This window comes from Shewanella sp. HL-SH4, assembly GCF_051164845.1.
GTDB classification, from domain to species: domain Bacteria; phylum Pseudomonadota; class Gammaproteobacteria; order Enterobacterales; family Shewanellaceae; genus Shewanella; species Shewanella glacialimarina.
This window is the reverse complement of record NZ_CP195037.1, coordinates 1,623,038-1,646,550: the sequence shown is the minus strand read 5'-3', so window position 1 is coordinate 1,646,550 and position 23,513 is coordinate 1,623,038. Positions and strand designations below refer to the sequence as shown.

General features: G+C 41.3%; 25 protein-coding genes. 16 read left to right on the top strand and 9 right to left on the bottom strand.

All coding sequences use genetic code 11. From position 1 onward, the window contains the following. Positions 1-75: 75 nt before the first annotated feature. The gene (locus ACRWQL_RS08160) at positions 76-1,530 is read left to right on the top strand and encodes an SO_0444 family Cu/Zn efflux transporter (RefSeq protein WP_434953040.1); all 1,455 of its coding nucleotides are present in this window, start codon (positions 76-78) and stop codon (positions 1,528-1,530) included. Between the two features lie 86 nt (positions 1,531-1,616). Here ACRWQL_RS08160 and ACRWQL_RS08155 read toward each other — a convergent pair whose 3' ends face one another. After that, on the bottom strand, positions 1,617-2,411 hold the full coding sequence (locus tag ACRWQL_RS08155) for a S1/P1 nuclease (protein ID WP_434953039.1): 795 nt from the start codon (positions 2,409-2,411) through the stop codon (positions 1,617-1,619). A 325-nt stretch (positions 2,412-2,736) separates the two neighbouring features. After that, positions 2,737-2,862 carry a hypothetical protein gene (locus ACRWQL_RS08150; RefSeq protein ID WP_264177950.1) on the bottom strand — a complete coding sequence of 42 codons (126 nt, stop codon included), beginning with the start codon at positions 2,860-2,862 and terminating at the stop codon, positions 2,737-2,739. Positions 2,863-3,127: 265 nt separating this feature from the next. Between ACRWQL_RS08150 and ACRWQL_RS08145 the strand changes: the two genes are divergently transcribed. Next, complete coding sequence (locus ACRWQL_RS08145; RefSeq protein ID WP_434953037.1) at positions 3,128-3,580, top strand: GNAT family N-acetyltransferase; 453 nt, start codon at positions 3,128-3,130, stop codon at positions 3,578-3,580. A gap of 11 nt (positions 3,581-3,591) precedes the next feature. Next, positions 3,592-3,909, top strand: coding sequence for a putative quinol monooxygenase (locus ACRWQL_RS08140; protein ID WP_434928082.1), 318 nt, complete (start codon positions 3,592-3,594; stop codon positions 3,907-3,909). A gap of 45 nt (positions 3,910-3,954) precedes the next feature. On the opposite strand, the gene ACRWQL_RS08135 is transcribed toward ACRWQL_RS08140, so the two are convergent. Then, positions 3,955-4,224: a hypothetical protein gene (locus ACRWQL_RS08135; protein ID WP_434928083.1), complete on the bottom strand. Its 270-nt coding sequence runs from the start codon at positions 4,222-4,224 to the stop codon at positions 3,955-3,957. 159 nt (positions 4,225-4,383) lie between these two features. Between ACRWQL_RS08135 and ACRWQL_RS08130 the strand changes: the two genes are divergently transcribed. Together ACRWQL_RS08130 and ACRWQL_RS08125 are read left to right on the top strand one after the other, a co-directional pair. Continuing rightward, a complete protein-coding gene (locus ACRWQL_RS08130) occupies positions 4,384-5,265 on the top strand; it encodes a radical SAM protein (RefSeq protein WP_434932047.1) in 882 nt (293 codons plus the stop codon). Between the two features lie 40 nt (positions 5,266-5,305). Beyond that, positions 5,306-5,761, top strand: coding sequence for a GNAT family N-acetyltransferase (locus ACRWQL_RS08125; RefSeq protein WP_434930596.1), 456 nt, complete (start codon positions 5,306-5,308; stop codon positions 5,759-5,761). A gap of 22 nt (positions 5,762-5,783) precedes the next feature. Here the strand turns inward: ACRWQL_RS08125 and ACRWQL_RS08120 are convergent, their stop codons facing one another. The 3 genes from ACRWQL_RS08120 to ACRWQL_RS08110 all read right to left on the bottom strand — a co-directional run bounded on the left by ACRWQL_RS08120 (position 5,784) and on the right by ACRWQL_RS08110 (position 7,418). Further along, positions 5,784-5,981, bottom strand: coding sequence for a helix-turn-helix transcriptional regulator (locus tag ACRWQL_RS08120; protein WP_226411482.1), 198 nt, complete (start codon positions 5,979-5,981; stop codon positions 5,784-5,786). Continuing rightward, complete coding sequence (locus ACRWQL_RS08115) at positions 5,978-6,400, bottom strand: hypothetical protein (RefSeq protein ID WP_434953036.1); 423 nt, start codon at positions 6,398-6,400, stop codon at positions 5,978-5,980. Before ACRWQL_RS08115 ends, ACRWQL_RS08120 begins: the two co-directional genes overlap by 4 nt. A gap of 184 nt (positions 6,401-6,584) precedes the next feature. Beyond that, complete coding sequence (locus tag ACRWQL_RS08110) at positions 6,585-7,418, bottom strand: mechanosensitive ion channel family protein (protein ID WP_434953035.1); 834 nt, start codon at positions 7,416-7,418, stop codon at positions 6,585-6,587. Between the two features lie 151 nt (positions 7,419-7,569). Here ACRWQL_RS08110 and ACRWQL_RS08105 point away from each other — a divergent pair, with 151 nt between their 5' ends. Together ACRWQL_RS08105 and ACRWQL_RS08100 are read left to right on the top strand one after the other, a co-directional pair. Further along, a complete protein-coding gene (locus tag ACRWQL_RS08105) occupies positions 7,570-8,046 on the top strand; it encodes a hypothetical protein (RefSeq protein WP_434953034.1) in 477 nt (158 codons plus the stop codon). A 305-nt stretch (positions 8,047-8,351) separates the two neighbouring features. Beyond that, complete coding sequence (locus ACRWQL_RS08100) at positions 8,352-9,527, top strand: type III PLP-dependent enzyme (RefSeq protein ID WP_226411474.1); 1,176 nt, start codon at positions 8,352-8,354, stop codon at positions 9,525-9,527. 71 nt (positions 9,528-9,598) lie between these two features. On the opposite strand, the gene ACRWQL_RS08095 is transcribed toward ACRWQL_RS08100, so the two are convergent. Beyond that, positions 9,599-9,817 (bottom strand): YdcH family protein, encoded by a 219-nt coding sequence (locus tag ACRWQL_RS08095; RefSeq protein WP_434953033.1) that lies wholly within the window; start codon positions 9,815-9,817, stop codon positions 9,599-9,601. 318 nt (positions 9,818-10,135) lie between these two features. Here ACRWQL_RS08095 and udp point away from each other — a divergent pair, with 318 nt between their 5' ends. Next, complete coding sequence (gene udp / locus ACRWQL_RS08090) at positions 10,136-10,891, top strand: uridine phosphorylase (protein WP_434928090.1); 756 nt, start codon at positions 10,136-10,138, stop codon at positions 10,889-10,891. A gap of 113 nt (positions 10,892-11,004) precedes the next feature. Here udp and ACRWQL_RS08085 read toward each other — a convergent pair whose 3' ends face one another. After that, positions 11,005-11,754, bottom strand: a complete 750-nt coding sequence (locus tag ACRWQL_RS08085; RefSeq protein ID WP_434953031.1) for an outer membrane protein OmpK — start codon at positions 11,752-11,754, stop codon at positions 11,005-11,007. Positions 11,755-11,989: 235 nt separating this feature from the next. Here ACRWQL_RS08085 and ACRWQL_RS08080 point away from each other — a divergent pair, with 235 nt between their 5' ends. From ACRWQL_RS08080 to ACRWQL_RS08050, 7 genes are all read left to right on the top strand, one after another. Next, positions 11,990-12,445, top strand: a complete 456-nt coding sequence (locus ACRWQL_RS08080) for an NfeD family protein (RefSeq protein WP_434953030.1) — start codon at positions 11,990-11,992, stop codon at positions 12,443-12,445. Between the two features lie 54 nt (positions 12,446-12,499). After that, positions 12,500-13,450, top strand: a complete 951-nt coding sequence (locus ACRWQL_RS08075) for an SPFH domain-containing protein (RefSeq protein WP_434928092.1) — start codon at positions 12,500-12,502, stop codon at positions 13,448-13,450. After that, entirely contained in the window at positions 13,450-14,388 is a 939-nt protein-coding gene (locus ACRWQL_RS08070) for an SPFH domain-containing protein (RefSeq protein ID WP_434953029.1), read from the top strand. The genes ACRWQL_RS08075 and ACRWQL_RS08070 overlap by 1 nt, the downstream gene beginning before the upstream one ends. A gap of 113 nt (positions 14,389-14,501) precedes the next feature. Further along, positions 14,502-15,617: a glycosyltransferase gene (locus tag ACRWQL_RS08065; RefSeq protein WP_434953028.1), complete on the top strand. Its 1,116-nt coding sequence runs from the start codon at positions 14,502-14,504 to the stop codon at positions 15,615-15,617. Between the two features lie 238 nt (positions 15,618-15,855). Continuing rightward, a complete protein-coding gene (locus tag ACRWQL_RS08060) occupies positions 15,856-16,863 on the top strand; it encodes an NADH:flavin oxidoreductase (protein ID WP_434953025.1) in 1,008 nt (335 codons plus the stop codon). 295 nt (positions 16,864-17,158) lie between these two features. Further along, positions 17,159-19,435, top strand: a complete 2,277-nt coding sequence (locus tag ACRWQL_RS08055) for an LruC domain-containing protein (protein WP_434953023.1) — start codon at positions 17,159-17,161, stop codon at positions 19,433-19,435. A 52-nt stretch (positions 19,436-19,487) separates the two neighbouring features. Then, positions 19,488-20,087: a hypothetical protein gene (locus ACRWQL_RS08050; protein WP_434953021.1), complete on the top strand. Its 600-nt coding sequence runs from the start codon at positions 19,488-19,490 to the stop codon at positions 20,085-20,087. 141 nt (positions 20,088-20,228) lie between these two features. Here the strand turns inward: ACRWQL_RS08050 and ACRWQL_RS08045 are convergent, their stop codons facing one another. Beyond that, positions 20,229-21,101, bottom strand: a complete 873-nt coding sequence (locus ACRWQL_RS08045; protein WP_434953019.1) for a LysR family transcriptional regulator — start codon at positions 21,099-21,101, stop codon at positions 20,229-20,231. A 217-nt stretch (positions 21,102-21,318) separates the two neighbouring features. Between ACRWQL_RS08045 and uvrD the strand changes: the two genes are divergently transcribed. Continuing rightward, a complete protein-coding gene (gene uvrD / locus ACRWQL_RS08040) occupies positions 21,319-23,502 on the top strand; it encodes a DNA helicase II (protein WP_434953016.1) in 2,184 nt (727 codons plus the stop codon). Positions 23,503-23,513 lie beyond the last annotated feature (11 nt).

The following is a 23,513-nucleotide window of genomic DNA, read 5'->3' as shown; positions in this document are numbered from 1 at the left end:
ATTAATACCTTGATGGAAGCTTGTTAGTTATATTGCCATAAGCGGCTTTAACCGATAGCCGCTGGAGAAATCACTATGTTATTTGATAATTTTATTCAGTTATTTTTAGAGTCGGCACCCTGGCTGCTGCTTGGACTCATTCTGGCTGGTTTGTTAAAAGTCTTTGTTCCTATGGAGTGGATGCAAAAGCAGCTAGGTGGTCATGGTTTTAAAACCGTGCTGAAAGCGGCCTTGCTAGGTGCGCCATTGCCTTTATGCTCATGTGGGGTTATTCCTGCCGCTGTTGGCTTGCGCCGCTCAGGGGCATCAAAAGCCGCGACAACTTCCTTTTTAGTTTCAACGCCTGAAACCGGTGTTGATTCAGTGACAGTGTCTTACGTGTTACTCGGCCCTTTCATGGCCATAGTACGTCCAATTGCGGCAATCACCAGCGCCATTGTTGCAGGCTTGTTGGTCGGGCGTGATGACGATGATGGAAAGCCTGATGATAAAGCTAGTAATACAGCTGTGGAAAAGACTGCGGCTGTGATAGCAGAAAAATCCAGCAGTTGTTGTGCAAGTCAGTCAGCTAAACCTAAAGCGATAACAACCATGACTTTTAAGCCAGTCGATCCCGCTAGCTTGTTGATTAAACCGGCTTTGGTTGAAAGTCAGTCGTTTAAAGCTGACTCATTTAAAGTTGTTGCTGATAAATCAGTGGATAATCTTGCTCAGGTAAAATCGTGTTGTAGTTCAACCTCCGTCGAAAAAGCACCGCAAAAGTCCAGCTGTTGCAGTAAAGCTTCCGCGTCTGCGCAAATAACCGCTCCGGTCAAATCCGATGTTGCAACATCGACGAAAGCCAGTTGTTGCAGTACCAAATCGGCTAACCAAGCAAATGTGACTCCTAAAGCGAGTGAACCCTCAGAAAGTTGTTGTGCTTCAACCGATGATATGGCGACTGCGTTAAAGCAAAACTCAATTTTAAGCCGAGTGGGCTCAGGTTTGCACTATGCAGCGACCGATCTCGTGCGTGACACCACCTTATGGTTATTGGTGGGCTTGTTCTTTGCCGCTTTAGTACAAACCTATGTACCCGGTGATTTTTTGGCAAAATGGGGTGATGGTATTCTAGCTATGTTAGTGATGGTGCTGGTGTCTGTGCCTATGTACATATGTGCAACCGCTTCAACGCCAATAGCTGCGGGTCTGTTATTAGCAGGGGTGTCGCCGGGTGCAGTGCTGGTGTTTATGATGGCAGGACCTGCTACTAATATTGCCACATTAGGTGTGGTCAGTAAGGAGTTAGGCAAGCGTGCATTGCTAGGTTATCTTGGTGGAGTCATCGGCGTGGCGTTAATTTCTGGCATGGTTGTGAATTACTTAGTGGCGACCTTTGGATTTGAGGTGATACCGCAAATTGGACCAGAACATCAGTTATTACCACAAGGTGTTGTGGCAATATCGGGCATTGTGTTAGCCATTTTAATGGCAAAAGTACTATGGGATAAGCTGCCTAAAAAACAAAAAGATCAAAGCTGTTGCTCGTAATGCAGCGTTAAATGCCATCAAATGATATTAATGATGGTCTAAGATAAAAAGGCCGTAAAGGCCTTTTTTATTAAGATTTGTCACGCTTATTGGCCAAATATCTGATTTAACTTTTCAGCTAATCGAATACCAGCCTGCTGTAATCTAAGTTCAATTAAAGGTAAATTGGCTGTTTCATAATCGGACCCTAACTCGTATTCTGCTGCTGAATTGACCTCTAATCGATAAACATTGACCCGTAAGGCTGTAGACTCATCAGCCCATTGATAGTAGTTTTTTCCCGTCCAGTCATGCTTTTGTTCTGGGGTGATATGACTCAAAAAGCGCGTATATTGATTAGCGTTAAGTTGCTGGTGGGCTAATAGTTTACTGTCCCATACCGAATGCAAATTGCTGTTTTTACCAAACCATTTCAATTTCACGCCGTTACCACCCTGATCATGACGATATCCTACATGTAAAGGTTGGTGTAGGTCACCGACAAAATGGACATAAAAGGCGAGCGCTTGCCATTGCTTCTTAGGTGTTGTGTTCGAGTCAGAGAGTACTTTTTCAAAACCTTCTAGACTGCGTAAAATATCACCGTTTGGATTACGTTTAACATTGCTCCAACTTTCATTCTCATCAATAGATATATAATGCCAAGAGGCACTATGTCTCCAGTGAGTGCTGGATCGTATTTCATCTGCCCAAGTCGATATTTGTGCTAAGGATTTCCCCTGAGTCAATTGACGGATATTTTTAGCCGCGTGATCAGTTAAATTGTCTTCGGCTATATGAGCGATAATTTGATGACCTAATCTGCCAAATGCCACTGCAGGATGACTGCTGAATATGCACAAGACTAAACTAATGCAGAGCAAGGATGTTATCCAGTTCATTAAATTCCTTTTCTTGTTATTGATGTAAATTGCTTTTTAACCTCAAGCCAAAAGAGAAAACGGCACTCTTATATGACATGCTCTCATCGTGAGTTTTGGGCGATAACAGCAGTAGTCGTTAACGCAATGCTGTAATCTGTTAATGCTATATATTGGTTTATAGAATGGTATTGCGCAAAATAACAGCGAAAAAGGCGTTTTACAGAGGCTTGCTTGACTTGTATTTTGGCGTTGCGAATTTGTGTGAGAAATGATTCAAAGAGGCACAAACAAAAATACCGAGCTACGCTCGGTATTTCTTATGGTTATCACTTAAAAATAAATTTTATTTAGCCTTAGAAACGATACCTGATGAAGGTGCGTTTTTTGATTGCTTAACTGCACGTTTTTCTTTTAATGACAGTAATGGCTGCTTTTTGGATTCTTTAGAATTATTGCGCTCTTTACTCATGTTGTGCTCCAAAAAAGTATGATAGAAAATGACGAATTCATTTATTAACTGTTATGCTGTTTTTGTGCTTAACCTAGTTAGTAAAAGTAGCGTAGCACTAATTCGTTTAGTTTCATCTAGGGCCAATATATAATATTTTCATCTAGGATTAGCGTAATTTATGCTATCACTTTGGCATATAAAGTGCCGTGTTGGCACTTGAGATATTAGCGTGTTAAGTAATGTTACAATATGGTCAAATTAAAGAGAGTAAAAGGAGTGTAAAGTGATTTCACGTAGCCTGAGGTTTGAACAGTTAACACGAGATGAGCTCTACGAAATAATGAAATTGCGAGTTGATGTGTTTGTGGTTGAGCAAAAGTGTCCATATCCTGAATTGGACGAGAAAGATCGACATTCACAAACCCAGCACATGGTAATACAGGACCGAGACGGACATTTAGTTGCCTATTGTCGTATTTTGCCTCCAGGATTAAGTTACCCGCAAGCCAGTATTGGACGGGTTGTTGTTGCATCTAGTCACCGCGGCCAGGGCTTAGCAGAGTCATTAATGCAACAGGCATTACCAAAAGTATTGGCGTATTGGCCCAATGCTGGGGTGCAAATTGGTGCACAGGAACATCTACAAAAATTTTATCAGCGCCTTGGTTTTATTAGCCATTCCGAGGTTTATTTAGAAGATGGAATCCCCCATATTGATATGCTTTACCAATTTTAAAGGAAATTTTAATGTCTGATTATGTAATCAATAACACCCAGTTAGTATGTGTAGCACAATTTGTCGCCAAAACAGGTAAGCGAGATGCACTAGTGGCGGCGTTGGCTGCATTAATTCCTGACACGCGTAAAGAGCTAGGTTGTATTCGCTATGAATTAAACATTAGCTTAGATGATGACAATAAAGTGGCTTTTGTGGAAAAGTTTGTCGACCGGGCAGCATTTGACCAACATTGCGAAAAAGAGGCTATTCAGTATTATTTTCATAAAGTAATGCCTGAGTTAGTCGAATCGCACCATGTTGAAGTATTTAATCAGGTTATTGTGTAATAGATTACAAATAAAAGAGTGGCAGGCCACTCTTTTTAAAATGAATTAGTGGGATTTACGTAAAACGATGTTGGGGCGTAGGTCGACCTCACCATCTTGGTATATTGCAGCAATGTCATTTTGTTGTGATATTACAGCCACTGGACCTTTTAATGTGTGCCGAACAAACAGTAAACGGTATCCGAAACGATGTAAGTCGTATAGTGCGAGTTTTTGCTCAGCAGTTGTGAGCTCCCAACATTCACTATTAGCTAAGGGGGCACTTCGACGCTCACCGATATCAAGCGCGGTCTGATCCATCATCATGTAACTCATTCACACTCCTTTGTGAGAGAAAAATAGTCAACTAAAATGTTGATTAGGCTAATATAACAAAAAATTTATTCATGGATAGTGCTTTTTTATGACAAATTATGTTTTATGCCATAAACCAAGTGTAATAGAGTGTGATTTAAATGAATATTAAGGGATGTGATCTTGTTAGAATATATTGAACCTGTGTTTAGGCCACCGTCAGAATGGAAGTCATTAATCTTACAGGTGACTAATGGATGTAGTTGGAATAATTGCACTTTTTGCGACATGTATACTCAACCGCAAAAGCAGTTTCGGGCGCAGAAATTAGATAAAATAGAACAAGACATTTTACTCGCCGCTGAATCGGGTTATCCAATAAGTCGGGTGTTTTTGGCCGATGGTGATGCGATGAGCCTGCCATTTAATCGCTTAAAAGCCATGTGCGAGCTAATTAATACCCATCTCCCCTCTGTGACTCGTATTAGCAGTTACTGTTTGCCGCGTAATTTGAAAAATAAAACGGTTGAACAGTTAGCTGAGCTGCGCCAAATGGGATTATCTTTACTTTATGTCGGCTGTGAAAGTGGCGATGATGAAGTGCTGACCCGTATTCAAAAGGGTGAAGATTATCAGTCTTCAGTTGAAGCCCTTAATAAAATCAAGCAAGCTGGAATGAAATCATCAGTAATGATTTTAATGGGGCTGGGTGGGGTTAAATTATCCAAGCAACATGCCATAGCCTCAGCTAAGTTAATGAATGAAACTCAACCTGACTATCTGTCTACTTTAGTGGTCACTTTACCATTAGGTACTGAGCGTATGGATGCGGCATTTGATGGTAAATTTGAGTTACCTAACCAACAGGGATTATTGGCTGAAATGCATACTTTGCTGACTCACCTTGAGTTAACTAAAACCATTTTTAGATCTGATCACGCTTCAAATTATTTAGTGCTTAAAGGTGTGTTAGGTAAAGACAAACCTCAACTTGTCCAACAAGTCACGCAAGCATTACAAGGTATGGTGCCATTAAGACAAGAATGGCAAAGAGGCCTGTAAGCCTGTTGCTCTTAATATTAGATAAAAGGAAGTTATTAATATGGATATTCGAGTCGATGATTTATCTGGTGTTGAAATAGCAGCATTGTTAGAAGAACATTTACAGGATATGTACGCAACCTCTCCAGCAGAGTCGGTTCATGCTTTAGATTTATCAAAACTGCGCCAGCCTAATATTACCTTTTGGACTATTTGGGACAATGGGCAACTTGCTGGATGTGGCGCATTAAAGCACCTTAGTACATTACATGCAGAGATTAAATCTATGCGCGTAGCCAAAGCCCATAGACGTAAAGGCGTTGCAGCAAAATTATTGCAACATATGTTGGATGTTGCAAAAATTAATGGATATCAACAGCTCAGTTTAGAAACCGGCACAATGGCATTTTTTGAACCCGCTAGACAATTGTACGCAGGTTTTGGATTTGAGGTAGGCGAACAATTTGCTGACTACCCGTTAGATCGCCACAGCTTGTTTATGCATAAACACCTTTAATTGAACCCAAGCTAAGGAGTCATTAGCTTGGTTCATCAATAAAGATATCTTCTATGGTCAAGCCAAATAGTCGCGCGGCTTTGAATGCCAATGGTAAGCTGGGATCAAACTTACCTTTTTCAATCGCATTAATGGTTTGGCGCGACACATTTAACAAGTCAGCTAACTGAGCTTGAGTTAAGTCCCGCTCGGCACGTAATACTTTCAAGCGATTATTCATTGGTACTTCCTGTTTCCCATTATTATACCTATTAGATAAGTGAGACTCATCACAATAACAAGATGGGATATTTCTGCATGAGCTTGAATTAGACCTGTCGTATCTAAGGTTGAGTAGCTGATCCCTATGATAAGTCCCATACCTAAACTTAAGCCCATGGCATTGAGTTGAATCTTTTGCTGAAGTTCATCTAAGTCGGCTAAATGTTGCTTATTGGCAATTATCATCCCTATTCCAATAAGAAAGTTAACGCCTATTGCGGTAAGTGTTATCCATTGGCTTTGTTGCCAAATAAATTGAGCGCCAAAAGTGGCAAATGCTAAAGAAAGTACCCATGCAGCCGTCCATTTAGCGAGTCGTTTGGTGTTAATTTGGTTACACTGTTTCCAATCTGTATTATTACAATCGAGTGTTTTCATTTCGGTATCCTTTTCAAGTTAGCCTGCTTTAATGTCAAGTAAGCTTTACTTAAATATGGTGGGATTACTGAGGTGTGTCAAGTGTAGTTTACTTTTTGTCGTTAATTTAAGTCTTTTTGCGGGCAGAAAACAAAAAGACGACATAATGTCGCCCTAATATATTCAACACTAATCCTGATGAGGGTTAATGTTGAATTTGAATTTCGCGCACTGGGCAAGGAATGATTATGTTGGCTTGTTTTAATGCCAGCATTACTTGTTGATTGGTTTGATACTTAGCTTGAAAATAATGTTTTGTTGGGACCCAGTACCGCATACCCAATTCAATGCCTATGCTATTAAAACCGTTGATGCCAACTAAGATTTTTTGGTCTTTATTGACCTTGTCTGACAGCGAAATAGCCTGTTCAATTATTGTAATTATCGCCGCGGTATCAGCTTGATAATCAATATTGAGGGTATTTTCAACTAACTTGTATTCAAATGAGTTATGCAGTATTTCACCTATAATGAGTTTATTAGGGATACTGATTTGTTCACCTTCTTCGTTGGTTAATATTGTTTGTCCCAGTTTGATCAAACTGACTACACCATTAACGCCACTCACTTCAATGGTGTTACCGACCACAAAAGGGCGAGTCACTATGATAGTCACCCCTGCGGCATAGTTTGATAACATGCCTTGTAAAGCAAGTCCTGCCCCTAAGGATGCTGCACCAATAGCGGCAACCATTGGTGTGACACTAATTCCCAGTTTACCTAAGCAGATGACCGCAACCATGACTATGATAATGATGCGAACCAAGTTTGAAGTGAAATTACTCAGGGTAATGTCTATTTCATGCTTTTCAAATAGCCTAGTGACAAGGTTAGCGACTTTACTAGCAACCCATAATCCGATTAAAAATATCAGTAAAGCCCCAACAAGCTGAAAGCTATACTGAACTAAAAACTCAGTGATAAGGCTGTAAGCATTTTGAAGCTGGGCAAGTTCCAAGTCTAAGTTTGGTTGGTCCATCTGATATCCCTATTTTGGTAAGTCATAAAGGTATTTTTGTGAACCGTATCATAACAAGTTCATTCACTTTATAAAAAATCATCTTCATTGAGATATTAGCCATATTATCTTGGTAGCGTGACTAAACGTATTTTTAGCTTAGAGGTGGCAAATGCGAAATCAGCTGTTTATGGCAAGTTTTATATTACCGATGTTATTTTTATCTACTTCCACAATTGCGGATAAGCTGACACTAAAAGTGGGCGATATGCTGACAGAAATGAGTTTACATAATCAGTTTAATAAGCCACTTAATGTAACTTCACAAACACAGGTCTTATTATTTAGTCGGGATATGGACGGGGGAGCAGTTATCCAAGCCGCATTTGAACAAACATCAGCAGATAAACGGCCTGAAAATTTAGTTTATGTTGCTGATATCAGTGGTATGCCTTCACTTATTGCGAAATTTATTGCCGTACCTAAAATGCAAGATTATTCATTTATGTTAGGGCTTGATAGAGAAGGTGACATAACAGCAAGGTTTCCTTCCGAAAAAAGTCAGGCCACTATCATAAAAATCAATCAACTAAAGGTGATATCAATTGCATATGCGCAGGATGTCGAATCACTCATTGTTCAATGGTAATGACATCTTGAAAATATTAATTTAGGTTAATCATTTGTTATTTTCACCAATATTTGGTTGAATAGAGATAGCAACTGGCATGTTTTAACTAAAATTGTATCTGATATGGATAATTCCGCAGTGGAAATGACAAATAGAGCCGCTGGCTATTGGAATAAAAAATTGTCTATGGCGCATAAAAATTCATTGCGTCGCAACTTAAAATAGCGTTTACTTCGCCTGTTTTTCCATGTTGTCAAAAGCACGTATTTATTGTTAAAGCATTGCCCAGTATTATTGCCCAACTATGAGGAGGCACCGGCCTAATGAGCCAATTTCAATCTATTGATATCGCTGATTATTATGAAAAAGATACTTTCGCCCGTATTCAAGAATTTGCGAAAGACAAGCCGACACCATTTGTCGTCATTGATACTCAGATCGTGGCTAAACAATTCGATGACATGGTGGAAAGTTTCCCTTTTGCTAAAGTGTATTATGCGGTGAAGGCTAACCCAGCAAAAGAAATTTTAACCTTGTTGCGTGACAAAGGTTCTAGCTTCGATATTGCCTCTATTTATGAATTAGAAATGGTGACATCAATTGGTGTTAGCCCTGACCGTATCAGCTACGGTAACACCATTAAGAAGCGTGTTGATGTGCGCTCTTTTTATGAGCAAGGTGTTCGTATGTTTGCTTCTGATTCAGAAGCAGACTTGCGCATGATCGCTGAAGAAGCACCCGGCGCAAAAGTGTATGTTCGGATTCTTACCGAAGGCACTCATACTGCTGATTGGCCTTTATCACGTAAGTTTGGTTGCCAGAATGAAATGGCTTATGACTTATTGGTATTAGCAAAAGAGTTAGGCCTACAGCCACACGGTATTTCTTTCCATGTCGGTTCTCAGCAGCGCGATATCGGCGCATGGGATTCTGCAATAGGTAAAGTGAAAAGTATTTATGACCGTTTACGTGAAGAACACGGCATTGTGCTTAAAATGATTAACTTAGGCGGTGGTTTTCCTGCAAACTATGTAGACAAAACCAACGAGCTAGCGACATATGCTCAGCAAATTAAGCATTTCTTGCATGAAGATTTTGGGGATGATTTACCTGAAATTATTCTTGAGCCTGGTCGTTCACTATTGTCTAATGCGGGTGTATTGGTTTCTGAGATCGTGTTGATTTCACGCAAATCAAATACCGCACTTGAACGTTGGGTATTTACCGATGTGGGTAAATTCTCAGGTTTGATTGAAACAACTGACGAAGCGATTAAATTCCCTATCTATACTGACCGCACAGGCAAGTTAGATAAGTGTGTCATTGCCGGACCAACATGTGACAGTGCTGATATCATGTATGAGCATTACAGCTATGGTTTACCTGTTGATTTAGCTATTGGCGATCGCATGTATTGGTTAACTGCAGGTGCTTACACTACAACGTATTCAGCTGTCTCTTTTAACGGTTTCCCACCGCTTAAAGATTACTATTTATAATAAAGAGTAAAGATTCAACAAAGGACGCCTAGGCGTCCTTTTTTTAGCTTAAAACGAAGTATATTCTTTCGTTAAGCCATTTCATGTTTTTTCAGAATTTCAAAAATCTCTTCTTTAAGATGCAGTTTCTTCGCCTTTAGCACTTTTACTTCTGGCGTACTATCACTGCTATTGTGTGTTTCTAAATGCTTTATCTCTTCATCTAACTGATTGTGTTCGTCAAATTTTCTTAAAAAATGCGCATCAGATGTTTTAAGTTTGGTAATTAAGTCACGGTATTCTGGGAACATAGATAAACTCCTGTAGGGTAAATAATTATTTTTTGCTATACCTTAAACCTACTCTTATCTTTAAAGTAAAAGTTTGATGTAAATCAAATTAACGTGTTTTGGAGATATAAAATGTTAATCTTCATTGTTATATGTTGATTTAATGAGCTGTTATCAGTCAATTACCCAGCTTTTTAGCGGGTTCATTTGCCACCTTGTAATGACAAATTATATGAGTGATAAATAATAATGTGATCCAGTTAACCTTTTCTGAGACAATACTAGGATACAGTTTATAAAACACAGCGTTTCATTTTTAAAATAATATAGGGGTTCAGCATGTCTGACGTATTTCACTTAGGTTTGACCAAAAAAATGTTAGATGGCGCTACATTAGCAATCGTGCCCGGTGATCCAGAACGCGTGAAGCGTATTGCTGAATTAATGGATAATGCGACGTTTCTTGCCAGCCATCGTGAATACACCACTTATTTAGCCTATATCGACGGCAAAGCTGTCGTTGTTTGTTCAACCGGTATTGGTGGCCCTTCAACTTCTATCGCGGTAGAAGAATTAGCTCAGTTAGGTGTCACGACATTCTTACGTGTAGGCACTACTGGCGCCATTCAACCGCATGTCAATGTTGGCGATGTGATTGTGACACAAGCGTCAGTACGCTTGGATGGTGCAAGCTTGCACTTTGCGCCACTTGAGTTCCCAGCTGCAGCAAACTTTGACTGCACCACAGCAATGGTTGCCGCCTGTCGTGATGCCGGTGTTGAACCACATGTGGGCATTACAGCATCTTCTGATACTTTTTATCCAGGACAAGAGCGTTATGACACTGTATCAGGCCGTATCACTCAACGTTTTGTCGGTTCGATGAAAGAGTGGCAGTCTATGGGTGTGCTGAACTATGAAATGGAATCAGCAACTTTATTTACTATGTGTGCTACTCAAGGTTGGCGTGCAGCCTGCGTTGCGGGTGTGATTGTAAACCGCACTCAGCAAGAGATCCCTGATGAGGCTAGCATGAAGAAAACCGAAGGTGTTGCTGTATCTATTGTTGTTGCTGCAGCGAAAAAGTTACTCTAGTAATTTAAAACAGCTATTGATATGTAAAAGGGCACCCTAGGGTGCCCTTTGTCTTTTCGCCCGATACAAATACTGCCACTAATAAGCTATTTTAAGTTTAACTAAAAATTGAGTTAGAAGTGATATTTAGCAATGACTGAATAAGTGTTTTGATCAATCCCGTCTACGCCGTATTTATTTTGCCAGTAGTCGTATTCAAAACCGACTAAGAGTTTGTTCTTTTTATGCTCGCCAAATAAAACTGCGCCTAAATCATATTTGATTTGTGGATTGAAGTGCAGATTTTCTTGATAACCACCGTTGTCGGCTACAAATATCCAATCAATAAAACCATCTAATACAATATTGGAATTGCCTACAGGGAAATCAACTCTAAACGCAGGGGTTAATTGCCAGCCATCGCTGTTATTACCGCTACTTATCGCATTACGACGGTAGGTGTTAAGTTGAAAATAGCTAAAATAAGGGATATCAAAGTCAAGGCCGACACCATAAAGCAAACTGGTTACAGGACCTCTGCCTTCTTCTAATGTCAGTGCCAACGACACATCTTTGATTGGGCCAAGATTAATCTTATTACCAGAAATTTTTCCATAACTAAAACGGGGAGATATTTCACCATAGTTTGTTCTTTGTTGCCCATTAGCATCATTAAAATGGGTAAAATCTTGGAAGGCAAACCAATCGCCATATTTCCATGCGCCCGCAGTTTCAACTGTGATAGTTGTTTGGGTCTCTGATGGTGCTAAATCGTAGTTGTCACCATAAAGTACCGTGGCACTAAAATCCCACCATTGCACCATATCATCAGCAATAGCAGGTTGAGCGGCGAGAAGGGCTAAAGTTAGCCAGTTTTTATTCATTGAAATACCTTCATTTATTTTGCTATCAGAACAAATACAAAAAAATTACCGATTGTACGTTTAGTTTTATAGGGTTACCGCAATATGTTACCTGAGTATAAATAAATTAGCATCGAAGGATACCGTTTAACTATAGACTAAAAGGTGAAGTATTATTTGCCTGACATAATATGTCGCTATAAGGTAAAAGAGTTGATATAGTCTAATGACGAATACTCTAGAATAAGGAGTGAATATGACTTTTAGTGACCCAATTTCAATATGGGTAATACTGGGCATAGTGTTGATGCTAGCGGAAATTATTATTCCAGGCGGTATAGTAATATTGCTCGGCTCATCATGTTTGTTGGTTGCTTTGGCATTAGCTGTGGGTATTATCGAAGGTATAAGCCAAAGTTTAACCCTGTGGTTTATTGCCTCAATGGTAATGTTACTCAGTTTCCGTCATGTGACCCAAAAACTCGTGGGTGGGGACTCACATGTTGGTAACACAGATGAAGAATTAGATTTGTACAATCAGGTTGCCATTGTTAAGGAACCGATTGGCCCGGGTCAACAAACTGGGCGCGTGAGTTGTTTAGGCTCAGATTGGACTGCACTTGGTGATGGTACTGAGATACAATCGGGCACAAAAGTTAGAATCATATGTCGGGATAACATTGCATTAGTGGTTGAGCCTTTTGTGGAGTAACACATCCACTCAAATAGCCAAACGTCATTAATGTAGTATCAAAAGGAAGAGAGTATGTTCATGTTTACCATAATATTTTTGTTCATCATGTTTATTTTATTTAAGCTGATGTTGATAGTGCCTATGCGCGAAGTGCATGTCATTGAACGTTTAGGAAAGTTTCGTACCGTATTGCAACCGGGCTTTCATTTTTTAGTCCCTTTTGTTGACCGTGTTGCCTACCGACACGATACCCGCGAGGAAGTACTTGATGTCCCTCCGCAAAGTTGTATTTCAAAAGATAACACTCAGTTAGAAGTCGATGGTTTAGTTTACTTAAAAGTCATGGACGGCAAGCTAGCTAGCTACGGTATTGAGAATTATCGAAAAGCGGCTGTAAACCTTGCCCAAACCACTATGCGTTCTGAAATTGGTAAATTGACTTTGTCACAAACTTTTTCCGAGCGTGACAGCTTAAATGAATCGATTGTACGTGAAATTGATAAAGCTTCCGATCCCTGGGGCATTAAGGTTTTGCGCTATGAAATTAAAAATATCACCCCCTCGCACCATGTGATCCATACGCTTGAAAAGCAAATGGAAGCGGAACGCCGCAAACGTGCTGAAATTACCTTAGCCAATGCTGAAAAAGCGGCGATGATTAATATGTCGCAGGGTGAACGCCAGGAAGCGATTAATTTATCTGAAGGCCAAAAGCAAAAACGAATTAATGAAGCACTTGGTACCGGTCAAGAAATCTCCATTATTGCCAATGCAAAAGCCGATGGTATGGAAATGATTTGTAAAGCGTTAACCGTTAACGGCGGTAACGATGCAATGAATATGTTACTTAAAGAGCAGTTTATTGGTCAGGTGGGTAAGATTTTATCTGAAGCTCAAGTATCAGTGGTGCCAGCAGAAATGGCAAAACTGGAAGGCTTTTTTGAAGGTATGGAACAAGTTACCCATGCGGTTTCAGGTTCACCATCACAGAATGCCAAGTCAGCAGCAAAAGGAGCACGCTAATGATGTTAAATGGAATTGATACCGATATTGTTGTAATGGCTATTTGGGGTATTATTTTTACTATCTTCGTGATGAAGTTATTCCAATCTATTCGCTTAGTCCCAACAAAGTCAGCGTGTATTGTGGAGCGTTTAGGTAAATATCACTGCACCTTAGATGCCGGTTTTCATGCGCTAGTGCCGTTTGTTGATAAAGTAGCTTATATACATGACTTGAAAGAAGAAACAATTGACGTGCCACCGCAGGAATGTTTTTCCAGCGATGAAGTCAATGTCGAAGTCGACGGGGTAATTTATATTTCGGTGACTGACCCTGTTAAAGCCAGTTACGGTATTACCGATTATCGTTATGCTGCCATTCAGTTAGCGCAAACCACTACACGTTCAGTGATTGGTACTTTAGATTTAGACCGTACTTTTGAAGAGCGCGACCTAATTTCCGCCAAAGTGGTTCAAGTATTAGATGAAGCCGGAGCGATTTGGGGCATACGCGTACATCGATATGAAATTAAGAACATTACCCCACCTGAAACCGTTAAAAATGCCATGGAAATGCAAGTGAACGCTGAGCGTGAACGCCGTGCATTATTGGCAAAAAGTGAAGGTGACAAGCAAAGTAAAATTAACCGCTCTGAGGGTGTGATGGCGGAAACCATTAACCGTTCAGAAGGCGAAATGCAGCGCCGAATCAACGAAGCTGAAGGTAAAGCTCAAGAAATTTTAACCTTAGCTAAAGCGACGTCTGAGTCGATTGAGCGTCTGGCACAAGTGATTTCTTCTGAAGGCGGCCAAAGTGCATTACGCATGCAGTTAGGCGAGCAGTATATGAAGCAGTTAGATGGGCTAACCAAGACAGACACTCGCATTGTATTACCCGGTAACTTAGTGAACTTTGAATACTGGATGGACACGATTGGTTTGAAAGACGATAAAAAGTAATTCTGTTGTTAAATGTTAAACCTTAAATGGGCCGGTATTTACTGGCCCATTTTGCTTTTATAGTTAGTTGTGCAACAATTTAAGTACTTCTTACTCGCCTTAATAGGGGTTAAATGCGGCCAAAAATTTTGCATTGTGTTGATGATAACAGCATGGGTGGAGTCAATTTCGCCTTGCAAGCACTTTGTGATTCGTCATTAGCTCAAGACTATGATTTTGAGATCCGCTATGTCGATTTGACCCGCCCAAGTCGAATATCCACCTCTGCCGACATTATCTGCTTTCATGGTGCCTCTAGCTGGCGCAAACTGATTGGGTTAGTTTGGCTAAAACTGCAGTTTCCACGCACGCCATTTATGTTACAAGAGCACCATTATTGTCAGCACTTTGTAGTGTCACAAATCCCCTCAGTCAGCCGTTTCTATCGTATGTTGAAAATGACTTATGCTTTAATGGATTACGTTATTGCTATCTCACCGTCGCAACGTCAATGGATGATTACAAATAATCTTGTTACAACAAGTGCAATTGAACTTGTGGGGCAGGGGCGTGATTTAAGCCAGTTTGTGACCACAAACACGCAGGCTATTAGCGCAACTCATAAAATACCAGTAATTGCTGCTTATGGGCGGTTTCATCAGCAAAAAGGCTTTGATTTATTACTGCAGGCCATGGCAAATATTGCCACAAGCCAATGCCAGCTCAAACTTGCAGGAGAAGGACCACAATTAACTGCATTAACTAAATTAGCCGCACCTTTAGCCCATGTTGAAATAGTTGGCAGGGTTGGTAATGTCGCCGATTTTTTAATGACCTGTGATGCAGTAATTATTCCTTCGCGATGGGAACCCTTTGGATTGGTGTTTATTGAAGCGTTAGCCATGCAAAAGTGGATAATATCTACCGAGGTCGATGGTTTGGGCGACCAATTGACAGAGATAACATCGCGCTGGCCTGATGCATATGTTACCCCGATAAAGGAGGTTTCAGTGGCATCAATAACTCAAGCGATTGAAGCGTTTATTGCTGATTGGCAAGCAGGTCAAGTGTCTTCGATGGATGTGCTAGAGCAAAACATGGCAGCAGAACTGCAACAGCCATACTTAGATAAAGCTTGCTCAGATAAAAATGGCTTAGATAAAGAGGCTCAGGTTCAACTGTGGTCTATTGAACAGTGGGATCGAGTGCAAGCTAAATGGCGCGACTTGTTTACTAAAATACTGTCTTAGTTTTGTCACTCTATTCACCAATTGTGCTTGGCTCAAGCTAGGGGTATGAATATTTTACTGCGGTTTATTAGAGGGTTAAGTTATTCATCTACACGTATACATCAGTTTATTTTAGGTTGCTTTAAACCATTACAAAAAACGCTTACCCGCAACACTCCCCATAGAGACTAAATTCACCTCGAAAGTTGACCCCTCGCTAGATACAATACCAAAAATCAATCAAAACGAAATTCTAAATATGAACCGCTTTTCTGCTTTACCGATAGCTCACCATATATTGAAGAACCGCTTAGTGGTGGCGCCTATGGCCTCGCAAACTTCAACCCTTGATGGCAAGGTAACAGATAAAACACTGCGCCATTATGCCAATCTAGCACAATCTCAAGCGGCATTAGTGATGGTTGAATATAGCTTTGTAGCGTTTTCAGGTCGCAGTGAGCCTAATCAGTTGGGCGTACATGATGATGATTGTATTGATGGAATTAAAGCTATTGCTAAGGCTATTCATCAAACAGACGCCAAAGCCGGTTTGCAATTAACCCATTGCGGCGGTAAAGCGCAGCTTGATGTGTGCCCTGATTTAATGGCTCCATCAGGGATAACGGTTCCTGCCTATGATCGTATTTTACCTACCCCTAAAATGATGACACTAAACGACATCGCTGTATTGAAAAAGCAATTTGTCGATGCTGCCAAAAGGGTTGAATTGGCGGGCTTTGATTTTGTTGAGCTACATTGCGCCCATGGCTATGGCCTGAACCAGTTTTTATCACCACTGACCAATCAACGCGATGATCAATATGGTGGTTCTCAGCTTAATCGTGCACGGTTAATCGTTGAGATTATCGAACAAATTAAGCAGCATACCCAGTTATCAATTATGGTCAGAGTGCCAGGGCAAGACCTTTATCCACAGGGGCTTACCCAGACTCAAATTGTCGAATCCTGTCAATATTTCATTGATGCTGGCGTGGTGATATTAGATGTTTCATCTGGTATTGGTGGTTGGAATCGCCCGAAAGAGCGTCGCGGTGAAGGTTTCTTGGTTGAAGAAGCCGCTTTCTTGAAGCAAGCGGGATTACAGGCGTGCATTATTGGTGTGGGTGGTATAGAAACCGCTGAGTATATTGATATGGCGATTGAAAACCAGTGGCTTGATTTAGCGGCGGTTGGCCGAGCGATACTCAAAGGGCCGCAGGAATTTGCCCATAGCGTAATGCGCGAAGCAAGCGAAGTGGTTGTGTGATGATGTTTAGCATAACCTCTTTAATCTTATGAATAAAAATAGGCTCGCATATCTGTGAGCCTATTTTCTGTATCTGAACGAAAATTTTTTCCGATTATTATTCTCATTTAAGCCCACATTCCACTCACAATAATGTTCTCCATAATACTTCCCAATGACTTCTCGCGCCTCTGATAACGGGCAGTGTCGAGCTATTGCCCTTAGGGTGATATTACCTATTCCCATACCGTTTCGATTGGGAGGATTAAGTCTATTTTTGCAATTTATTCGCATTTTGCAAAATGATAAATCGATAATGATTAAATATAATCCTATATATTTCAATGCTTTGAATGTTGGCATCTTATGTGCAGTACGTATATTACGTTCAGTGAAAGATGAGATCACCAATATGAAATTAGTCACATTAACTCAGTTAACCCGTCATCCCTTATCCGGATTATTTACCCTAGGGGCTTTAACGTTAGCATTGGCCCAATCTGCGCAGGCAAGTGAACCTTTTCAAGCTTGTCCCCACGAAGCATTTATCATTCAAACTCCTGCCTCTAAACCCATCGCCTACGGAGTTGATTTAGGCACAGGCAGTTATATCACTTTGTCGGATAATATGGGTATTAATGGTGCACTCAATGGCACAGGTTTCAGCTTCAATGACAATTATTTATATGGCTGGGATTACGAGCATCAAACCCTAGGTCAAGTCGGGAATGATTACCAAGTTATTCCATTAGCATTAGCCAAAGATGCGCCATCTGCCGCAGCCGCAGCGGGTAACTTCTTCGTCGGTGACGTGGCGTTAGCAGAAAACGCCTGGTACGGTTATCGCAAAAATGTGGGTCTATTTCGGATCGATTTAGATGACCAAAACCATCCTATGACGTTAGTCCCTGGCAGTAATTCACAGGCGAGCTTTAACATTACTGATTTTGCCTTTCATCCAACCAATGGCTTTTTATATGCGGTGACCAATGGCAAAGAGGGGCAATTAATTAAAATTGACCCCACTACCGGTGGCTCTGAAAATTTAGGGCTAGTGATCAGCAGCAGTACAAATTTCACCTTTGGCGCTCAATTTTTTGACCCACAAGGCAATTTATACTTAAGCAATAATGGCACAGGTAATGTGTACAAATTAAATGTAGAGCAGAGTTCGCCTAAAGCTGAATTGTTCTCATATGGGCCATCTTCAACCTCTAATGATGGTGCGCGCTGTGCTTTAGCTGAAGTGCCGGTTGGTGATGCGGTCGATTTTGGAGATGCCCCAGCAAGTTATGGAACCTTAATGGCAGATAACGGTGCCCGTCACGGGATTATCGAGTCATTAACATTAGGGATATTGAATGATAACGAAGCAGATGGTTCGCCAGCTCCTTTATCTGATGATAGCAGCGATGGTATTGATGATGAAGATGGTGTCAGTATGCCCACGGGATTTGAGATTGGTGAAGAAGCGATTTTATTAGTCACTACCTCAGGGCAAGGCGGATTTTTAAATGGGTGGATTGATTGGGCCCAAGATGGCAAATTTGATCAAGAAGACCGCATCATTAGTGCCAAAGCTATGCCTGCAGGCGTGCAAACCTTATTAATCAATGTGCCTAACTGGGCAAAGCCGGGCGAAACCTGGTCAAGATTTAGATTAAGTTCTGTTGCAGATATTTTACCAACAGGCGGTGTCAGTGACGGTGAAGTAGAAGATTATCCTATTACTGTGACTGAAACCGGCATCACCATGACCTACTATCCATCATCATCAGGTTTTACCACATTGGCGTATGAAGATTTATATCCTGATCAAGGTGACTTTGATATGAATGATGTAGTGATGCAATTACGTATTACCCAGTTTGTAAAAAACAACCAAGTGCGTCGCGTGGGATTTAATGCTCAGTTGGTTGCCATGGGGGCCTGGTACCACAATGGTTTTGCGGTTCAACTTCCCGGTATTGCGCGCAGTAACGTGCAGGAGTCAGCTATTGAGTGGACATTACAGGGGGTAAAACAACCCCAATCTCCGCTTGAAACGGGGCAAACTAATGCTGTGCTCAAGTTTACTGATGACCTTTGGCAGCATGCTACCCGCGGTAACGGTTGTGAATATTTCAGAACCGAGCCTGGTTGCGGCACAAGTTATCGTGCGACCTGGCAAATGACCGTACCGTTTGTAAATGCGGTGGATGAAGACCAAATGCCAGAGTTTCCATACGATCCGTTTATCTTCGCTACACCTAATACCGATCATGGATTAGCCGCTAAAAACATTAATGGGGGTAAAGAGCCTGGTCGAGCATTAGAAATTCATCTTAAAAACCATGCGCCAACAGATTTATTCAATCAAGCCTTTTTAGGTCAACGTGATGACGCCTCAAATGCGGCGGCTGGACAGTATTTTCAAGATAAAAATGGTATGAGCTGGGCCATAGAAGTGCCAGACACCTGGCAGCATCCACTTGAAAAACAGCGTTTAGATGGAAGCTATCAAGAGTTTGTTGATTTTGCAGCAGATGCAAGTGGTACAACTAACCCCTATTGGTATCTGACCGCCATCGAAGCATTAATTTTTGAAGATTAATGCCCGTAATTATCAGCAATGATTGGCCTAATACACAATGAAGGTGAACGATATGAAATATGCAAACATAACCAGATTAACCTTAAGCTCAAAGGTAAGAGAAGTATTTAACAGTAAGCGTGAAAGTAAGCCGTTATTTGGCCTATTAACGTTAACTCTGCTGTTACAGTTAACGGCCTGTGGGGGAGGCGGCGGTAGTGACAGTGCACCTGCAGTTCAAGTGACGCCTCCGGCAACCACACCGCCAACAACAACGCCACCTACCACCATTACACCGCCGATACCGCCAACTCCGCCGGTTGTCGAGCCTGTGCCGGATCCCACATCACTTGATGACTTGATTGTGGATCCAGATTTTGATTTGCAAGCCGCATTTACGTTATCGATAAACGTCGACATCGCCAGCGGAAAAAGAGGCTATTTTTCTTTGTGCGATAAGTTTGAGCAGCAAGGGCAAACCATCAGCGTGAACTATGAATCGTGTTTATTAAGGGGTGCACTTGATAACGGCCAACTGAGCGAATCGTTATTGGTTGCAAACCACCAACGCGACTTAATGGCAGTTGTCTGGTTTTATGACGGTAATCAGCCACAGTATTTACATTGGCAATATGCAGCCAATGAAGTAGAGCAGCAGCTTGTTATTAATTAAGGGTTGTTGAGTCTAGGCTAAATGGGATGAGTATTAGAGAGATAAAATTTTAATATTCAGTTGTTGCAAGGTGTGAAGTGTCGTAAACGCACTCAGCACCTTGCAGCAAACCGCATTTTTTGAGTGCTAGACCTATAACAACTATTTTAGTGGACGGGTAAGGTGCTCTATAAATACTTTTGCGGCATTAGATAAGTGGGCATCATGCGGGTAAATTAAATTTAGGTCAGTAAAGCCTGCGCTCAATTCAGGTAACACATTGACTAATTGTTGGTTGGCTATCGCTTCGTTAGCAATAGTTTGCGGTAACAGCGTAATCCCCGCACCGCCTAAACACAGGTTATACAAAGAGTTGTAATCAGTGCAAATTACTTTGTGGTTAGCCGTAATTGAGGTTTGTTGAAACGTCCATTTATCTTCAACCAAGCCATTAGTGTTTCTAAAGCCTAGTAAGGATTGATACTGCAAATCATCAACGGTTTCTATCACAGATGATTTTTCAAGGTAACTCGGGCTTGCATAAATCTTGCGTTCAAAACTGAGTAATGTCTTAGCGATAAACTGGCTATCATGCTGCTGATTGACATCAATAACCATATCTAATTCTAATCTATGTATTTCTTTATAGCCGCCTGAAATCACCATGATATCTAATTGCACTTGTGGATAGGCATGCACAAAACTAGCGATTTTTTTATCTAACATCTTATCGACAAAAGGCAATAAGCCGATGCGAACACGTCCTTGTATTTCGTTGTAGCGATTTTTGAAAATAAACGAGGCATTTTTAAGTTGCTTAAGTAGCGGGGCGACTTGCTCTAAATATAACTCTCCGGAAGATGTGAGCGTCATAACCCGAGTTGTACGGGTGAATAAAGGTGCGCCAAGTTGTTTTTCTAATTCAGCAATGCGGCGACTGACTAATGCACGGCGGGTATTCAATGATTCTGCAGCTTTAGCAAAACTGCCTTGCTCAGCTACCAAAATAAATAGCTCTAAATCATTGATGTTCAAATTAATATAACCCGCTTAGATAAATGAACAATTATAGTAGTTTTAGTGTCTATTGTTGTCAATTTATGACTACTTAAGACTCAATAAGTGAACATTAGTTAGCCATTTTTGATCTTTTATAGGAAGTTAAGATTATATTGGGGCATAAATCCACGGGCTTTCATCGCATCTAGTATCCGTTTGGCGCTATAATGCGGGCAGATTTCTGGGAGGAAAAATGGACGTATCATCATTATTAGACGGCCTGAATGACAAGCAACGCGAAGCCGTCGGCGCACCTTTATCTAACATGCTGGTATTAGCCGGCGCAGGCAGCGGAAAAACACGGGTGTTAACTCACCGTATTGCTTGGTTAATGCAGGTTGAACAGCAAAGTCCATATTCTATTCTGGCGGTAACTTTTACCAATAAAGCCGCAGCAGAAATGCGTGAGCGTGTTGAAAAAGTGGTTGGCAGCAATATGGGGCGCATGTGGATAGGCACTTTCCATGGTTTAGCCCATCGAATTTTACGCACCCATTTTCAAGACGCAAATTTACCGCAAACCTTTCAGATTATTGATTCTGACGATCAGCTCAGATTATTAAAGCGCATTTTAAAAAGCCTCAACCTAGACGATAAGCAATACCCGCCAAGACAAGCGCAGGCTTATATTAATGGTAAGAAAGACCAAGGGTTAAGGCCTAAGCATATTGATGCTGGTGGCTTTCCGATTGAACAAAATCTGCTTAATATTTACAAAATATATCAAGAGTCCTGTGATCGCGCGGGTCTAGTCGATTTTGCTGAAATTTTATTGCGCGCCCATGAGCTATGGCTGAATAAACCGCATATTTTGGCCCACTATCAAGACAGATTTCGCCATATTTTAGTGGACGAGTTTCAAGATACCAACGCGATTCAATATGCGTGGATCCGCGTACTGGCAGGTAATACCGCAAATGTAATGATTGTCGGTGATGACGACCAATCTATTTACGGCTGGCGCGGCGCTCAAATTGAAAACTTACACCGTTTCTTAAAAGACTTCCCCGGTGCAGAAACCGTCCGACTTGAGCAAAACTACCGTTCGACCGGTAATATTCTCAAAGCGTCTAACGATTTAATTGCTAACAATCCTGATCGCCTAGGCAAAAAACTGTGGACCGAAGATAAAGATGGCGAGCCTATTTCAGTTTATTGCGCCTTCAATGAAATGGACGAAGCTAAGTTTATTGTTGGTCGCATTAATGATTGGCAAGAAAAGGGCGGCAGTTTAAGCGACTGTGCTATTTTATATCGCTCCAACGCTCAATCCCGTGTACTTGAAGAAGCCTTATTACACCGTGGTGTCGCTTATCGAATTTATGGCGGCTTACGCTTCTTTGATCGTCAAGAAATTAAAGATGCAATGGGCTATATGCGACTGATTAATAACAAAGATGATGATGCGGCCTTTGAGCGTGTGGTGAATACGCCCACCCGTGGTATTGGCGATCGTACTCTGGAAATTATGCGCTCTACCGCAAGGCAACAACAATTAACTTTGTGGCAGGCGAGTTTACGTCTATTGGAAGAAAAAGTGTTGGCAGGTCGTGCAGCTAATGCTGTGCGTGGCTTTATGGACTTAATCATTAATATGCGCACTGATACAGCTGATATGTTGTTGTATCGCATGACGGATACCGTGATTAATCAATCCGGTTTACGGACCATGTACGAAGCTGAAAAGGGCGAAAAAGCCCAAGCGCGCATAGAAAACTTAAATGAATTAGTTACTGCTGCCAAAAGCTTTGAAATGCCAGAAGAGCTGGAAGACATGGGCGAGTTAAATGCGTTTTTATCCCATGCGGCGTTAGAAGCAGGTGAGGGGCAGGCAGATGCCTTTACCGATGCGGTGCAATTAATGACTTTGCATTCCGCCAAAGGGTTAGAATTTCCAATGGTATTTATGTCGGGTGTGGAAGAAGGGTTGTTTCCCAGCAAAATGGCATTAGATGAAGGCGATCGTTTAGATGAAGAACGTCGTCTTTGCTATGTGGGTATGACCCGTGCGATGACAAAACTGTATATCAGCTATGCCGAGTCCAGACGTATTTATGGCCGTGAAGATTACGCTCGCCCATCACGATTTATTAGCGAAATCCCAGAACAATACGTTGAGCAAATTCGTTTACGTGCACAGGTTTCGCCGTCAATCAGTCAGCGTTTTCCAGCTCGTGGGGCAAGTCCTGCTTTTAGTCAGTCATCAGCGAACACCACTGGATTCAGTGTTGGCCAAAAAGTAAAACATTTTAAGTTCTCTGACGGCGTAGTCACAAGCTTTGAAGGCACAGGTGAAAAAGCGCGAGTACAGGTTAACTTTCGCGACTTTGGCAGCAAATGGTTGCTGGTAAGCTTGGCTAAACTCGAAGCCTGTTAAGCACAAGGAGC

Coding starts and splice junctions, on each gene's coding strand:
- ACRWQL_RS08085 (WP_434953031.1), bottom strand. CDS start 11,754: ATGAATAAAAACTGGCTAACTTTAGCCCTTCTCGCCGCTCAACCTGCT.
- ACRWQL_RS08120 (WP_226411482.1), bottom strand. CDS start 5,981: ATGAATAATCGCTTGAAAGTATTACGTGCCGAGCGGGACTTAACTCAA.
- ACRWQL_RS08160 (WP_434953040.1), top strand. CDS start 76: ATGTTATTTGATAATTTTATTCAGTTATTTTTAGAGTCGGCACCCTGG.
- ACRWQL_RS08055 (WP_434953023.1), top strand. CDS start 17,159: ATGATTAAATATAATCCTATATATTTCAATGCTTTGAATGTTGGCATC.
- ACRWQL_RS08050 (WP_434953021.1), top strand. CDS start 19,488: ATGAAATATGCAAACATAACCAGATTAACCTTAAGCTCAAAGGTAAGA.
- ACRWQL_RS08095 (WP_434953033.1), bottom strand. CDS start 9,817: ATGTTCCCAGAATACCGTGACTTAATTACCAAACTTAAAACATCTGAT.
- ACRWQL_RS08065 (WP_434953028.1), top strand. CDS start 14,502: ATGCGGCCAAAAATTTTGCATTGTGTTGATGATAACAGCATGGGTGGA.
- ACRWQL_RS08105 (WP_434953034.1), top strand. CDS start 7,570: ATGCGAAATCAGCTGTTTATGGCAAGTTTTATATTACCGATGTTATTT.
- ACRWQL_RS08100 (WP_226411474.1), top strand. CDS start 8,352: ATGAGCCAATTTCAATCTATTGATATCGCTGATTATTATGAAAAAGAT.
- ACRWQL_RS08125 (WP_434930596.1), top strand. CDS start 5,306: ATGGATATTCGAGTCGATGATTTATCTGGTGTTGAAATAGCAGCATTG.
- ACRWQL_RS08115 (WP_434953036.1), bottom strand. CDS start 6,400: ATGAAAACACTCGATTGTAATAATACAGATTGGAAACAGTGTAACCAA.
- ACRWQL_RS08110 (WP_434953035.1), bottom strand. CDS start 7,418: ATGGACCAACCAAACTTAGACTTGGAACTTGCCCAGCTTCAAAATGCT.
- ACRWQL_RS08150 (WP_264177950.1), bottom strand. CDS start 2,862: ATGAGTAAAGAGCGCAATAATTCTAAAGAATCCAAAAAGCAGCCATTA.
- ACRWQL_RS08060 (WP_434953025.1), top strand. CDS start 15,856: ATGAACCGCTTTTCTGCTTTACCGATAGCTCACCATATATTGAAGAAC.
- ACRWQL_RS08135 (WP_434928083.1), bottom strand. CDS start 4,224: ATGAGTTACATGATGATGGATCAGACCGCGCTTGATATCGGTGAGCGT.
- ACRWQL_RS08075 (WP_434928092.1), top strand. CDS start 12,500: ATGTTCATGTTTACCATAATATTTTTGTTCATCATGTTTATTTTATTT.
- ACRWQL_RS08070 (WP_434953029.1), top strand. CDS start 13,450: ATGATGTTAAATGGAATTGATACCGATATTGTTGTAATGGCTATTTGG.
- uvrD (WP_434953016.1), top strand. CDS start 21,319: ATGGACGTATCATCATTATTAGACGGCCTGAATGACAAGCAACGCGAA.
- ACRWQL_RS08140 (WP_434928082.1), top strand. CDS start 3,592: ATGTCTGATTATGTAATCAATAACACCCAGTTAGTATGTGTAGCACAA.
- ACRWQL_RS08155 (WP_434953039.1), bottom strand. CDS start 2,411: ATGAACTGGATAACATCCTTGCTCTGCATTAGTTTAGTCTTGTGCATA.
- ACRWQL_RS08080 (WP_434953030.1), top strand. CDS start 11,990: ATGACTTTTAGTGACCCAATTTCAATATGGGTAATACTGGGCATAGTG.
- udp (WP_434928090.1), top strand. CDS start 10,136: ATGTCTGACGTATTTCACTTAGGTTTGACCAAAAAAATGTTAGATGGC.